The sequence below is a fragment of the Pantoea sp. DY-15 genome (genome assembly GCF_019795935.1).
GTDB classification, from domain to species: domain Bacteria; phylum Pseudomonadota; class Gammaproteobacteria; order Enterobacterales; family Enterobacteriaceae; genus Pantoea; species Pantoea leporis.
In genome coordinates, this window is the sequence record NZ_JAIMIF010000004.1 from 97,485 (window position 1) to 110,793 (window position 13,309).

At 53.1% G+C, this 13,309-nt stretch carries 14 protein-coding genes; 10 read left to right on the forward strand and 4 right to left on the reverse strand.

What is annotated here, in order from left to right:
• Window positions 1–897: 897 nt before the first annotated feature.
• Window positions 898–1,293 (reverse strand): IS3 family transposase, encoded by a 396-nt coding sequence (locus K5Y32_RS15650; RefSeq protein WP_008109970.1) that lies wholly within the window; start codon window positions 1,291–1,293, stop codon window positions 898–900.
• 526 nt (window positions 1,294–1,819) lie between these two features.
• On the opposite strand from K5Y32_RS15650, the gene K5Y32_RS15655 reads away from it, so the two are divergent.
• Both K5Y32_RS15655 and K5Y32_RS15660 read left to right on the forward strand, forming a co-directional pair.
• The gene (locus tag K5Y32_RS15655) at window positions 1,820–3,076 is read left to right on the forward strand and encodes a polysaccharide biosynthesis C-terminal domain-containing protein (protein WP_222184973.1); all 1,257 of its coding nucleotides are present in this window, start codon (window positions 1,820–1,822) and stop codon (window positions 3,074–3,076) included.
• 8 nt (window positions 3,077–3,084) lie between these two features.
• Entirely contained in the window at window positions 3,085–4,035 is a 951-nt protein-coding gene (locus K5Y32_RS15660; RefSeq protein WP_101763051.1) for an ATP-grasp fold amidoligase family protein, read from the forward strand.
• A 55-nt stretch (window positions 4,036–4,090) separates the two neighbouring features.
• Here the strand turns inward: K5Y32_RS15660 and K5Y32_RS15665 are convergent, their stop codons facing one another.
• Complete coding sequence (locus K5Y32_RS15665; protein WP_008109973.1) at window positions 4,091–4,372, reverse strand: YjcB family protein; 282 nt, start codon at window positions 4,370–4,372, stop codon at window positions 4,091–4,093.
• A gap of 254 nt (window positions 4,373–4,626) precedes the next feature.
• A complete protein-coding gene (gene soxS / locus K5Y32_RS15670) occupies window positions 4,627–5,058 on the reverse strand; it encodes a superoxide response transcriptional regulator SoxS (RefSeq protein ID WP_036649992.1) in 432 nt (143 codons plus the stop codon).
• Between the two features lie 98 nt (window positions 5,059–5,156).
• On the opposite strand from soxS, the gene soxR reads away from it, so the two are divergent.
• The 4 genes from soxR (at window position 5,157) to K5Y32_RS15690 (ending at window position 9,739) form a co-directional block, all read left to right on the forward strand.
• A complete protein-coding gene (gene soxR, locus K5Y32_RS15675; RefSeq protein ID WP_101763050.1) occupies window positions 5,157–5,633 on the forward strand; it encodes a redox-sensitive transcriptional activator SoxR in 477 nt (158 codons plus the stop codon).
• A gap of 43 nt (window positions 5,634–5,676) precedes the next feature.
• Entirely contained in the window at window positions 5,677–6,342 is a 666-nt protein-coding gene (locus K5Y32_RS15680; RefSeq protein ID WP_222184975.1) for a glutathione S-transferase family protein, read from the forward strand.
• A gap of 258 nt (window positions 6,343–6,600) precedes the next feature.
• Window positions 6,601–7,950 carry an NCS2 family permease gene (locus tag K5Y32_RS15685; protein ID WP_101763048.1) on the forward strand — a complete coding sequence of 450 codons (1,350 nt, stop codon included), beginning with the start codon at window positions 6,601–6,603 and terminating at the stop codon, window positions 7,948–7,950.
• 139 nt (window positions 7,951–8,089) lie between these two features.
• Complete coding sequence (locus K5Y32_RS15690) at window positions 8,090–9,739, forward strand: Na+/H+ antiporter (RefSeq protein WP_101763047.1); 1,650 nt, start codon at window positions 8,090–8,092, stop codon at window positions 9,737–9,739.
• Between the two features lie 71 nt (window positions 9,740–9,810).
• Here the strand turns inward: K5Y32_RS15690 and K5Y32_RS15695 are convergent, their stop codons facing one another.
• Window positions 9,811–10,713: a LysR family transcriptional regulator gene (locus K5Y32_RS15695; RefSeq protein WP_222184977.1), complete on the reverse strand. Its 903-nt coding sequence runs from the start codon at window positions 10,711–10,713 to the stop codon at window positions 9,811–9,813.
• 104 nt (window positions 10,714–10,817) lie between these two features.
• Between K5Y32_RS15695 and K5Y32_RS15700 the strand changes: the two genes are divergently transcribed.
• The 4 genes from K5Y32_RS15700 (at window position 10,818) to K5Y32_RS15715 (ending at window position 13,243) form a co-directional block, all read left to right on the forward strand.
• Window positions 10,818–11,240, forward strand: a complete 423-nt coding sequence (locus tag K5Y32_RS15700; protein WP_008109984.1) for a CidA/LrgA family protein — start codon at window positions 10,818–10,820, stop codon at window positions 11,238–11,240.
• Window positions 11,233–11,928, forward strand: coding sequence for an LrgB family protein (locus K5Y32_RS15705; protein ID WP_222184979.1), 696 nt, complete (start codon window positions 11,233–11,235; stop codon window positions 11,926–11,928). Before K5Y32_RS15700 ends, K5Y32_RS15705 begins: the two co-directional genes overlap by 8 nt.
• An 83-nt stretch (window positions 11,929–12,011) precedes the next feature.
• Window positions 12,012–12,557 carry a YfaZ family outer membrane protein gene (locus K5Y32_RS15710; protein WP_222184981.1) on the forward strand — a complete coding sequence of 182 codons (546 nt, stop codon included), beginning with the start codon at window positions 12,012–12,014 and terminating at the stop codon, window positions 12,555–12,557.
• Window positions 12,558–12,697: 140 nt separating this feature from the next.
• Window positions 12,698–13,243 (forward strand): YfaZ family outer membrane protein, encoded by a 546-nt coding sequence (locus K5Y32_RS15715; protein ID WP_008109987.1) that lies wholly within the window; start codon window positions 12,698–12,700, stop codon window positions 13,241–13,243.
• The last annotated feature ends 66 nt before the right edge of the window (window positions 13,244–13,309 follow it).

The window sequence follows — 13,309 nt, forward strand, 5'->3', positions numbered from 1 at the left end:
AGCGTACTACGCTGTATTTTAAGAATTTGACCAACCCCTTTCACACGCCTCAAGGCCCATTCCTACGCTCGCCTTGCCGTCGATATAACATTTCGGCTAATTTCAGCCGCCTTTTTAGCCCTGATTTATCATAACAAGTCATACCGTTACGTCCGGTGCCTGAGCGTTTAAGGGTAATAAACCTCCTTAAACCTTCACTAATCTCCGATCTTCCTGGCTATCGCAGGCCCTAAAGCGGAAAAAAGCGGCGCGTTAAGGCGGAAAAACATGCATCTAACCTACCGTTTATTGCCGTTTGGCACTGAAGATTGGCACTCGAAAGCCACTTTTTGCTTAAGGGAATCGGGCGATGTTAAGAAAGATTCCATTAACCGTTGGCAAAAAACCATTAAGCGTAACAATGAATAGGGTGCAGGAATTTAACTTATCTCCTGCTTTTTGGCTGTTATTGTTTAGGGTAGATAACCTTTCTTATCAGGATTATTCCTGGCAACAGGATAGGGAATTATGGTCTACGCGCGTCAACCAGCTGACCAATGAATCTCAGAATAGATCCAGTTAAAAACAGAGGTTATGTGTGAGCGGTTACACGACGTTGTTCATTAATGCTTAACAGAATTGTCTGCATTCAGGGCTGATGATTAATGTTGGTAAAGTAATAATTGAAGCGCCAATCTCACCGAAATGAGATTGGACTTCGTTTGAATGGCTTGAATAGAGAGACTTTTGCTGATGTGAATCTATTTTACCGCAAAAAAGGAAGCAATTCCGCGATGGTATTCATCAGGAAAAATTGGAGCGAATTGTTATGTTGTGAACGCCGTATTAAATGATCTTCATATCTTCTGGTAAGAACAAATCTCAGCATTAAGTCAAATAACATCGGCCTTAATGGTGTTAGCGATTATCTGTACCTGCAGGATAATGATAAACGCTACGGCTAATATCCAGTAAACGACAGCTACGACGGGTACCTATGTCGAATGTCGTTTGCAGAAAGTTAACCGCCTGACGCTTTTCATTCGTGGTAAAGAAGTTTTTCAATACGCTTTGCAGCATCTCTTTATCGGAACTCAGAGATTGCAGTTCACGCGTGAGGTTAAGAAGCTGATCTTCCAACTCCTTGATTTTGCGACCTTCCTCGGAAGAGAGCCCAGAAAACTTCTTCTTCCAGCTATAGAAAGTGGCCTCGGAAATGCCAAGCTCCTCACAAATCTCCCTGACTTTCACTCCCGTTTCAGAAGCTTTAATGGCATTTGTGATTTGCTCTTCGCTATATCGTGACTTTCTCATAAATGCTATTACCTTTCTTATCAATTAGTGGATGAGAATTACTGTATTAATATCTGGCACTGCAAAAACACTATTAATTCAGTATTAAAGTGCGCGATTTGAATTGCGAGGGTTAAATTAAGATATTTAGAAGAAATATCATCATGGGATAAATCTTATTTTATTCCGAATGGCATTGAACGCCTTCCTGGCTTTAGGTTTTTGATATAAATTCTCTCCATCCCAAATGCAGAAAAATACTACATTCATTGGAAAATCGGCATAAACCACTTGCAGAAATGTCAGGGTGTGCCAGTAAACCTTTGCTTAGAATTTAAGCTGAAATCGTTTACATCCACCGAGTTTCGCACCGGATATAATCGGAATTTTCCTGAATATAATTCCTAATTGCTGACGCGAGTCTCATTTTTCGGACCAGTTTGGTTTGAAGTTAATAATTTAAGTCAGGCCCACTGAGCGCTTGTTAATTCATTTCAAGGACGTTGTACCGAAAGTTGTTGTAGTTCGTAATACTAAGGATCAGTCAATGAAATTGAGCGTAATGTCTAATGCCGCCTGGATGATGTCTGAAAAGATCGTCTCCGTGTTCGGCGTCATATTTGTGACCTCCTACGTGGCAAAATCCTTTGGTCCAACCATCTTTGGCCAAATGGCGTTTTCGACCTCGCTGTTTTCCATGGTGCAGACCGTGGCGATTTTCGGTACGGAAACCATTCTGTTTAAACGTATCAGTAAGAGTGCGCCGAAAGGGCTGCGCCTGATGACCGTAGCGCGCAACATGCGCATGGTTTTGCTGTTGCTCACATCGCTGCCCGTCTTGATTTGGGTCTGGTACAACATGCAGGAAAACTTCCTCGCTTTTGCACTGGCCTCGTTTATCTCTTCGGTTTTCGTAACGCAGGACACCTTCAGCGTCTACAACAATGCGCGCTTAGCCTCGCGACTGAACACCCTCGCCAACTCTGTCGGTTTGCTGCTGGGCTTCAGCTTAAGTTTCACCATTGCCTGGCTGCACCTCAATCCGCTGTGGCTGACCGTATCGATTGTCGCCGTCACGCTGGTGCCGTATGTGATTAAGCGTTTTAACTTTTACCGCGAAAATCAGGACGTGGCGCCGCCGCAGGATAAGCGCAACACCTATCTGCGCTATTTGCTGTATGCCGGATTACCGCTGGCCATCTCCAGCATCTTTATCTCGGTGCAGGTGAAAGCGGCACAGATGTTCCTGGCGGGCATCGCCTCGGCGCGCGATCTCGGGCTGTTTGCCGCCGCCAATACCATTTCGGCCTCCTGGATTTTTATCCCGGTCGCCATCATCACTTCCTGCTTTTCGGAAATCTTCCGTGAGCGTGGAGAAACCGCCATCAAGCTGACAGCACGGCTTAATGGTTATGTCATGGGTGTTTCATTGTTGTTGTTAGCGGTGATCGCGATGTACGGCGAAAAAATCATCATCGCTTTATATGGTCACGAGTACACACAGTCAGGAAGTCTCATTACGTTGTTGTCGTTAGCAACCTGCTTTTCGGCGATGGGGACCGTAGCGTATCGCTACATGGTCAAAGAAGGCGGGTTTAATTATCTGTTGAAGAAAATCGTTTGCCTGATGGTCATCAGCTTGCCGCTGTCGTGGTGGCTGATCCAGAGCTACGGCATCATGGGTGCCGCATGGAGCGTTTTCATCTCAGAATTGCTGTCTCTTACCGTAATGAATTACTTCTTCAAAAACGGCGTCATCCAAAAAATCCAGGTTTCCTCACTCAACTACAAAACCTACAAATGAGGTCAGATATGCTCAAGTTGAAAGATGAACTCAGAAGAAGCGTTCAGTACTTCATCAAGAAGATGCCCTGGGCATACCAGGATCGTATCTACTATTTTCACAAGTTCCGCAAATTGCCTAATCTGCGCGAGCCGAAAGTGTTTAACGAGAAGGTGCTGTATCGCAAATTCATCCATGGCGATTATCAGATTTATGGTCGTCTGTCGGACAAATATTCGGTGCGTGAATATATCGCCGAGAAAGTGGGCAGCGAATACCTGATCCCGCTGGTTTACGAGACCAGCGATCCCAGCTCATTGCACACGCTGCCGAGCTGGAAAAATACCGTTATCAAGCCGAATCACGCCTCCAACATGGTGGAGATCCTGCTGGAAGAGCCGGATGCGTTGAAGAAGCAGCAGATTATCAACGATTGCCATCGCTGGCTGAAGACCGATTTCGCCAACGAAGCGCGCGAGATTCACTATCGCTACATCAAGCCACGCATTCTGGTGGAGCAGTACATTGGCGATGGTAAATCGGCACCGATTGACTACAAGTTCCATATGTTCAACAAGCGCGACGGTAGCTTTGAGTATGTGCTGCAGGTGATCTACAACCGCTGCAATCCGCTGTTGTCGATGAACTTCTACGTCAACAACCTCAACGAGGCGTATCACAAAATTCGTGATACCGGCCTGGACGTGACGCCGCAAATGGCCTCGTTGCAGCACGCGTTGGCGTTGAGTAAAAAGCTGGCGAGCGATTTCGATTATGTGCGCGTGGATTGGTACATCGATAACGAGCAGATCTACTTCGGCGAATTAACCTTCACGCCGGGCGCCGGTTTGGTGACCGGTTTGGATCGCGGGTTAAATCAGATGATGGGTGATATGTGGATTCAGGATCGCCGCGGTACGAAGATACCGGGCATCACGGTGGCGGAAGTGACCATTCCGGCCGTATTGAAGAAAATTTAGAATCACACAGCAAAATAAAAAACCCCGCTTCGGCGGGGTTTTTTATTGGCGGCGATTAAGGCATTGGCCAATCGGTTGGCGTCTGGCTCATCACTTCGATAAAGGCGTTTTTGGAGATTTCCATAAAGTTATGCAGATTCTCCATGCTCAGCGTGATACCGAGTAGGCCAGTAACAAACCAGCATGACATGCCAACGCCGATGCCACCGCACAGCAGCGCCATCACGTGGTGACTGTTCTGACGCAGTCGAATTTTCATGGTGCTGGCGAAAAACATCATTACCGCACTCAGGAGTTCCCAGCGCATTACAATCAAACTGGTGGTTAGGGTGGCCATCTGCAAAAACCTCTTAGAATCAGTGATATCCCCGACATTCAATCGACATCACTGGCGGCTGAGAAGGAAGGTCAGGGAAGTCCTTCTGGCCGTCTTACTGAATACAGGAAAGTGTGACTTGGCTCACATTATATCACTCGATTTTAAATTTTGAACAAAATTTATACCGGGTCAGGTAGAAAGATTTTTATCGAAAGGGATTGAAGGCTGGCGGGAAAAAGGAAGGTGCGCCCGCAAAGGGCGCGCAGAAAAGGTTAGCTAACCGGGCAGCACTCGCCGGTTGTACGCTGGGCAAAACTGGTCATGTTGTTGTCTGCACAGTCAAAACTGAGCAAGCGCGGACGCTGAATCATCGCCTGACGACGCATGGTATGACGATAAGCGGTTGGCGTTTGCGAGAACTGACGGCGGAACACGCGCGAGAAGGTCTGCTGCGAATCGTAACCGTATTGCATCGCGATATCGAACACCGGACGCTGGGTTTGACGCAGCGCTTCCGCGGCCAGCGTCAGACGACGTTCGCGAATATAGCCACCCAGCGTTTGTTTCGTGACGGCACGGAACATACGCTGCAGATGCCATTTTGAGTAACCTGATTTTGCCGCGACTTCATCAATAGACAGCGCTTTATCCAGATTCTGATCGATCCAGTTGGACAGCGAATGAATGATTTCCTGTTGCATCATAGCCTCATCCTTCTGATGTTTTTTGCCTGGTGAGAAATTCGAAGTTTTGCTGGGGTGCGAGTATAATTCCTCAAGTTAACTTGAGGTAAAGGCCCTAAATGAAAAAAGAACGCAATTACCCGAAGCCGGTTTTGACGCCGGGCGAAGTGGCGAAGCGCAGCGGCGTGGCGGTGTCGGCGCTGCACTTCTATGAGACCAAAGGATTGATCTGTAGCTCGCGCAACGGCGGCAACCAACGTCGCTACAGCCGTGACGTGCTGCGTCGCGTTGCCATCATCAAAATTGCACAACGCATTGGCATTCCGCTGGCGACGGTGAGCGACAGCCTGACGCATGTGCCGGCTAATAAACGGATGTCGACACAAGAGTGGGACGCGCTGACGCAGCACTGGCGCGAGGAGCTGGATAAACGCATCGAAACCCTCACGCGCTTGCGTAACGATCTTGATGGCTGCATTGGCTGCGGCTGTTTATCGATGCGCGATTGCCCGCTGCGTAATCCCGGTGACCGGTTGGGCGAGCAAGGTTCGGGCGCGGTGTTACTCGATCCGGAACAGGACGAGCAAAAACGCTGATCGACTATACTTGGCGGAACACTTTTACCGGCAAGGAAACCGTATGATCACCGTTCACCATCTGGAAAATTCCCGCTCGCATCGCGTGTTATGGCTTCTGGAAGAGCTTGCGGTGCCTTACCAAATCAAACGCTATCAGCGTGAAAACAGCCTGCTGGCACCCGATTCCTTAAAGAAAGTGCATCCGCTGGGCAAATCCCCGGTGATCACCGACGGTAATCGCGTGATTGCCGAGTCAGGCGCGATTCTCGAATACCTGCAACTGAAGTACGACAGCGAGCATCAGCTGACGTTGAGTCATGAAGATGAGCAGATTCAGGCGCGCTACTGGCTGCACTATGCCGAAGGTTCGCTGATGCCATTGCTGGTGATGAAACTGGTGTTTGCGCAGTTGGGCAAGAAGCCGGTGCCGTGGCTGCTGCGCCCGGCCGGCATCGCACTGAGCAAAGGGATTCAGAAAGCCTGGCTGAACAAGCAGCTGGCTTTGCACGGCCGCGTAATCGAAGAGCATCTCACGCAGCATGCATTTTTTGCCGGTTCACGTTTTAGCATCGCCGATGTGCAGATGAGCTTTCCGCTGCTGGCGCTGCAGTTGCGTGGCTCGCTACGCGATACGCCCGCCACCGCCCGCTGGCTGGAAACCATGCAGCAGCGCGCTGCCTGGCAACGCGCGATCCAGCAGGGCGGCGCGATTGAGTTAAGCCGCTAAGTTCAGCCAGGTCGCCATGAATGGCGACCCTACGGAGCGGATGCCTGAATTTATCCTGTCATGCCCGCGATTAGTAGTTGAAAACCCCAAGGCAAACGCCAGATAATCGTTTGCCTTTTTTCCACGTCCCCCTTTACGGCCTGGAATACGCGGCGACGTAAACGTTTGCCTGGATTTTCATCATGAAAAACCGCCATCAGGGAACGGCAAACGTGCGCCGCGCGGCGACTCACATCACAAAAATATTGAGGAAGAATTATGTCTGGCGAATCGCGCCCGGCCAGTGGAAAACTGGACGCCTGGTTCAATATCTCTGCACGCGGCAGCAGCGTGCGTCAGGAAGTATTGGCGGGTCTGACAACGTTTCTGGCGATGGTGTACTCCGTCATCGTGGTGCCCGGCATGCTGGGCAAAGCGGGCTTCTCGCCAACGGCGGTGTTCGTTGCCACCTGTCTGGTCGCCAGTTTTGGTTCGATCATCATGGGTTTGTGGGCCAATCTGCCGATGGCGATTGGGTGCGCCATCTCGCTGACCGCCTTCACCGCCTTCAGTCTGGTGCTCGGCCAGCACATCAGCGTGCCGGTGGCGCTTGGTGCGGTGTTCCTGATGGGCTTGCTGTTCACGTTGATTTCGGTCACCGGCATCCGCGCATGGATTCTGCGGAACTTACCGATGGGCGTGGCGCACGGAACCGGCGTAGGTATTGGCCTGTTCCTGCTGCTGATCGCCGCTGACGGTATTGGTTTAGTGGTGAAAAATCCGGCTCCGGGCTTACCAGTGGCGTTGGGTCAATTCGCTTCGTTCCCGGTGATCATGTCGCTGGTGGGACTGGCGGCGATTTTTGGTCTGGAAAAACGCCGCGTGCCGGGCGGCATTCTGCTGACCATCATCGCCATCTCGATTCTCGGCCTGATTTTCGATCCGGCAGTGACCTATCAAGGTCTGTTCGCGATGCCGAGCCTGAAGGATGCCAACGGGCAATCAGCGATGTTTAGCCTCGATATCATGGGCGCGCTGCAACCGGTGGTGCTGCCAAGCGTGCTGGCGCTGGTGATGACCGCGGTCTTTGATGCCACCGGCACCATCCGCGCGGTAGCAGGGCAGGCGAATCTGCTGGATAAAGAGGGGCAGATCATTAACGGCGGTCGTGCGTTAACCACCGATTCCGTCAGCAGCCTGTTTGCCGGTTTAGTCGGCGCTTCGCCGGCTGCGGTCTATATCGAATCGGCGGCGGGCACGGCGGCGGGCGGAAAAACCGGTCTGACGGCGATTGTGGTCGGTTTGCTGTTCCTGGTGATTCTGTTTATGTCGCCGCTGGCCTATCTGGTTCCGGCTTACGCGACCGCACCGGCGCTGATGTATGTGGGCTTGCTGATGCTGAGCAACGTGGCAAAAATCGACTTCAACGATTTCGTTGATGCGATGTCCGGCCTGCTGACTGCAGTGTTCATCGTGCTGACCTGCAACATCGTAACCGGCATCATGCTCGGCTTCGCTTCCCTGGTGATTGGTCGCCTGTTTGCCGGTGAGTGGCGCAAGCTGAACGTGGGCACCGTGGTGATTGCTGTCGCGCTGGTCGCGTTCTATGCCGGTGGCTGGGCCATCTGACTTTAAAGCGTATAAATTTCGAGATTATTCTCTTTCTGCCCCACGCCGCACATCGGGTTGCCCCGCTGTGCGGCGTTTTGTTTTACACTTTCCCACGCAACAACATCGCTTTAATGAAATTGATTCGCCTAAGGAAAGCATGGAAATCTTCTTTACTATTCTCATCATGACGCTGGTGGTTTCACTCTCCAGCGTGGCGGCACGTATTCTGCCGTTTCAAATTCCCCTGCCGCTGGTGCAAATTGCCGCCGGTGCTTTACTCGCATTTCCCGTCTTCGGCCTGCATGTCGATTTTGATCCGGAACTGTTCCTCGTGCTGTTCATTCCGCCGCTGCTGTTTGCGGATGGCTGGAAAACGCCGATCAACGAGTTCCTCCATCACGGTCGCGAAATCATGGGGCTGGCGCTGGTTCTGGTGCTGATCACCGTGGTCGGGATTGGCTACCTGATCTACTGGCTGGTGCCGGGAATTCCGTTGATTCCCGCCTTTGCGCTGGCGGCGGTACTCTCGCCAACCGATGCCGTGGCGCTGTCCGGCATTGTCGGTGAAGGACGCATCCCGAAAAAAATCATGTCGATTGTGCAGGGCGAAGCCCTGATGAACGACGCGTCGGGCCTGGTATCGCTGAAGTTTGCCGTCGCGGTGGCGATGGGCACCATGGTGTTTACGTGGGGCGGCGCCAGCGTTGAGTTTCTCAAAGTGGCGGTCGGCGGTTTGGTCGCTGGTGTGGCGATATGCTGGCTGTATGGCCGCTCGCTGCGTCTGCTGAGCCGCTGGAGCGGGGATGACCCGGCAACACAGACCGTGCTGCTGCTGCTGTTACCGTTCGCCTCGTACCTGATTGCGGAACACCTTGGCGTGTCGGGCATTCTCGCCGCCGTCGCCGCCGGTATGACCATTACGCGTTCCGGCATTATCCGCCAGGCACCGCTGGCGATGCGTCTGCGTGCGAACAGCGTGTGGCAGATGCTGGAATTCGTGTTCAACGGCATGGTGTTCCTGATGCTCGGCCTGCAGCTGCCCGACATCCTTTCCACCTCGATTGCGCAGGCGCAAGCCGATCCTAACGTGGAACTGTGGATGCTGTTTACCGACGTTCTGTTGGTGTACGCCGCGCTGATGGTGGTGCGTTTCGGGTGGTTGTGGATCATGAAGCGAACCAGCATGCGTCTGCTGAAGAAGAAGCCGCTAGAGTTTACCAATTACTCGCTGCGTGAATTGCTGATTGCCTCTTTTGCCGGCGTGCGCGGTGCCATTACGTTGGCCGGTGTGCTGTCGATTCCGCTGTTCCTGAGCAACGGCGATCCGTTCCCGGCGCGCTATGAGTTGGTGTTCATCGCTACCGGCGTGATTCTGGTGTCGCTGCTAGTTGGCGTGGTGCTGCTGCCGATTCTGCTGCGCGACGTAGAAAGCATCGATAAGGTCGGCCATCGTCGTGAGATTCAGTTTGCGCGTGCCGCGATGGCGGGTGTGGCGATTGAGAGCCTGCATAAAATGGAGCAGCGTCTTGAGAGCGACACCGAAGAGAACATCGATCCTGAGCTGCTGAAAGAGGTCAGCCTGCGCGTGATTGGTAATCTGCGTCGTCGTGCGGAGGGGAAAAACGATATCGAGCAGGCGCAATTTGCCGAAAATCTTGAGCGTCGTTTCCGCCTCAATGCGCTGCGCGCCGAGCGCGCCGAGGTCTATCATCTGCGCGCCACGCAGGAGATCTCCAACGAGACAATGCAGAAACTGCTGCACGATCTTGATCTGCTGGAAGCGTTGCTGATTGAGAAAGAGGAATAGCAGTAAGCCATATTGTTCATCGGTAGCGGCGCAAAACATTGCGCCGCTACGCTAATGTGCTGCGGTTGTTTTTACACCGACAGCCGCGGCGCACTATCCGGCCAGTGTTCACGGCAGCACGCAATCCACGCCTCGGCGCTGCGCGACAGATAACTGCCTTCCCGCCAAATCAACCCCAAACTCCACTGCAGCTCCGATTCCAGCGGCAGCCATAGCAGCGACTGCTTATCCAGCCGCTGACAAATGGGCTCCGGCAGAATCGCCAATCCCATGCCCGCCTGTACCATCGCGGCAAGGAAATCCCACTGCGCGCTGCGCAACGCAATTGTCGGCGTCAGGTTCTGGCGTTGAAACGCTTTGCGGATCTGGCGATTCAGCGCGAACTCTTCATTGAGGATCAGCAGCGGATGTTCGGCTAACTCTGCCAATCCGACTTTATGGTGATCGCGCCATTTTTCGCTGCGCGGCAGCAGCACGCACAGCGGATGGTGCATCAGCTCCAGCGTATTGAGCGGCAGTTCTGACTCAATCGGTAGCGCGGTGAGAGCGATATCCAGCGCGCCACTCAGCACCGCTTGCTGCGCCGTCAGTCCGCCGAACTCTGATATTTTCAGGTGTACGCCGGGATAACGGCGGCGAAAGGCGGAAATCGATCCGGCCATCTGCATGCCGACCATCGGCGGAATACCCAGCCGCAGCTCGCCGGTTTTCAGCTGGTTGATGTCGCCTAACTGCGCTTCAAGCTGGTGGAACTCCTGCAGAATCACCAATCCGCGCTGATAAACCGCCTGACCGCTATCGGTAAGATGCAGTTTGCGGCCTTCACGCAGCAGCAAGGTGCAGCCGAGCTCCTCTTCCAGCTGGCGCAGCATTTTGCTGATAGTAGGCTGCGTCACGAACAGCTTCTCAGCGGCGCGGGTGAAGCTTTGCTGGCGCACCACTTCAGTGAAGTAGCGCAGGGCGCGCACATCCATAAACATTCCTTTTTGGCATAGTTTGAATAATTTTAATTCATTTCTTTCACAGTTTGTGGCGGATTTATACTGGGCACCTCAATTCTTCATCAGGGTGCAAGGCTATGATGGCATTAAGCCCGCGCAGAACGGATCTCCTGCAACGTACGTTTGTTCCGCTGCAGCTGGTGCTGTATGTCGGTTTGTTTATTTTCAGCGACAGGCTGGTGAGCTGGCTGCATCTGCCGCTGCCCGCCAACGTGGTGGGCATGGTGCTGCTGCTGGTGTTGATCATGACGCGCATCGTGCCGCTGCGCTGGGTGAAAGCCGGCGCCAACTGGCTGCTGGCGGAAATGCTGCTGTTCTTTATTCCGGCAGTGGTGGCGGTGGTGAACTACAGCGATTTGCTGCGCAGCGAAGGCTGGCGCATCTGCGTGGTGATTGGCGTCAGTACCTTGCTGGTGCTGGCTTCGACTTCACTGGTGGTCGATCGTTTGTATCGCTTCGAATTGGCGCGCGCCGCACGCAAGCAGGCGCATCATGAATGATCTGCTGATTAGTCTGCTGTGTCTGGCGTTCACGCTGCTGGTCTACTACCTCAACAAAATTCTTTATCGCCGCTGGCGCACGCTGCTGTTGATGCCGCTGGTATTGACGCCGCTGGTGCTGGTGGCGCTGTTGCTGCTCACTCACGTTAGCTGGAAAAATTACATCGCTGAAAGCCACTGGCTGATTTGGCTGCTTGGCCCGGCGACGCTGGCATTTGCCGTGCCGGTGTATGAGAACCTCGACATCATCAAGCGACACTGGCTGTCGCTGAGCGTAGGCGTGCTGACGGCCACGCTGGTGGCGGTATGCAGTTCGGTGTGGCTGGCGCGCTTGCTGACGCTGCCAGAAACCATCCAGCGCAGCCTGGCGGTACGCTCGATTACCACACCGTTTGCGCTTGCAGCCGCTCAACCAATTGGTGGCCAGCCGGATCTGGTGGCGCTGTTTGTGGTGATCACCGGCGTGTTCGGCATGGCGGTAGGAGACGTGCTGTTTCTGCGTCTCGCCATCAAGCAGGGCGTGGCCAAAGGCGCGGGTTTTGGTGCGGCATCGCACGGCGCAGGCACCGCGCGCGCGTATCAACTCGGCCAGCAGGAAGGCGTGGTATCCAGCCTGGTGATGATGCTGTCTGGCGTGGTGACGGTGATTCTCGCGCCGCTGTTAAGCCACTTACTGTGGGCCACGTAATCGTGCGTTTTTGAGTCAGGACTCGTATTCGTATTTTGTCGCTTTGCGTAGTGTTTGCCTGCGCAAATAACAAGGAAGCGACAATGAAACAGCACTTTTTAGCATTGGGCCTGATGCTGGCCTCTACCGGAATCGGCGCGACTGAAACCGGCATCAAAGGGAGCAGCGATTTTTTTGCTGCAGCGATTAATAGTGAAAAAAACGCGGCAGGCCTACAATACGGCGCAGAATATGTGAAGGGCGAACATCAAACGCAACTGGTGGAAGCCAATTTGGGTTATGGCTTTACGCTCGGAGCATTGCATGTGGCGCCACGTGTAGGGCTTTTCTGGGCTGATCTCGATAACGATAAATCCAAAAGTCAGGGCGCGAATGCGGGCATTCGCTTGATGGCCCCGTTACCCAAAGCGGGCCAAACCTGGCTGTATCTCGATTACAGCATGGCGCCAGACTTTGCGACCTATCATCTGCACCATCTGCATCAGTTAGAGGTAGGTATCTATTTCCAACCAGCTAACTGGCTAACGCTCAGTTCGGGTTATCGTTACCTGTCGAGTGATGGAAAATATGGTGAAAATGACCAGCGTTTGATCGATGGATTGTTTATGGGCGCAGCCTGGCGTTTCTAGTCTGAAAAGTGGCCTTGCGGGGCCACTTTTTTCTCCGCGGTAATCCATTTTTACGTAAAGCTTTCCAAATAATGTTGTCTCTCGTCACCAGGCTGGTACCCTTGCCGCCGAATTAATTGTCCTTCATGGAGTGGAATCACATGTTAAAGCAACTTGTTACTGGAAGCGTATTGGGTCTGGCCCTGCTGAGCAGCGGCGCACAGGCAATTGAGGGCAGTGTTGACGTGGGTGAGCATAGCACCAACCTGAACCTTGGCCTCGGCACCACTTCACCAGGCCTGTTCCTGAAAGGCAACTGGCTGCGCAGCGATCACGATGGCAGCACTTACGGTGCGGGCCTCGGCTATAACATCGACGTGGGCGATTTCCGCATCGCACCGACCGCGAAAGCGCTGTTCACCCATCCGGAAGATGGTCGTGATGGCTTCACCGTGGCAGTCGGTGGCGCAGCGCAGTACAGCTTCAACAGCATGTGGGGCCTGTACGGCGAATATTACTATGCGCCAGAAGCTTTCTCCGATCGTCTGGATAGCTATCAGGAAGCCTCAGGCGGCCTGAGCTTTACGCCGATTTCGCTGCTGAACCTGCGTGTGGGTTATCAGTACATCGAGCTGAACAACAAAGGCAGCCGCAAAGATAACGTACTGGTCGACGGCCCGTATGTTGGCGCGTCACTGCGTTTCTAATTGTTTAAATTAGAATGAAAAATGGCGGCCCAATGGGTCGCCATTTTTGTTTGGGTGCGGTCTGCC